The 811-nt window shown below is 49.4% G+C and carries 1 protein-coding gene; it reads right to left on the bottom strand.

Annotated features, from left to right (window positions below):
• Positions 1 to 52: 52 nt before the first annotated feature.
• Positions 53 to 811: polysaccharide pyruvyl transferase family protein (locus ACWHAR_RS25640; protein WP_452088254.1), on the bottom strand; the 759-nt coding region annotated here is incomplete at its 5' end.

Genomic DNA, 811 nt, shown 5'->3' with positions numbered 1-811 from the left:
CCTATAAATGGTTCAACATGATACATCGGGACAATAATGCTGACGAGCGGGGTCATTGCGCTTCACCGCTGATTTTGTCACGCAGACCTTTAAAATACACATCTCTCGGAAAGCCGGCACGGGGTGTTTCTTTTGTTAAAAGCTCATTGACTGCGGCTGTTACGCGCTCTGGCTCCGGATGTTCTATCAGCTTCATGAACGGGATGTCTTTAAGCCATTGATAGCCCTCCATTACCTTATGGTCAAAGGAGCGAATGACAACACACGGCGTTCCTGTCAGCGCGCAAAAAATCATGCCATGAAGCCTGTCAGTGACGACGGCTTCTGCGCTTTGCAGCTTAGACCACAGTGCTTCAAGTTCTTGTTCGCGTGTATCGCGGCTGACCCGGCGGCCGATCGTTGTCGTAAAGGATTGGATCTCGCCGAATTCCTCACATAGCGCAGCCTTGACCCGGTTCCTCTGGTCCTCCTGAAGCACGCTTTCCTGATCCTCGCGCAAACACATATAAACCCCTTCGCGTTCTGCGGGGGTCTTGCTTCTATCTAAATACAGCACCATGTCCGGCTGCTTCAAAATTGTTTTTTCTTGAAAATGCTGTTTCATAAATTGATACGTTGTTTCATCCCGTGCCATGAGCAATAGGCCGGGGTGCGCATTATAAATTTTCTGTGCCCGTTTCAGCTCTTTGCGCCCCTTTTTCGTGTCAGAAAAATGAGCCGTTGCCGGAAGCTGGACAACCCGATAGTCATGGAATGTTTTAATGATGAAGCGGCGCGTCCACTCCTCATAACGGTATAAATCCCCCATGTT

Source organism: Bacillus sp. LR--39, from assembly GCF_053613335.1.
Note: the sequence above shows the minus strand (reverse complement) of the source record. Positions and strands in the feature narration are given on the sequence as shown.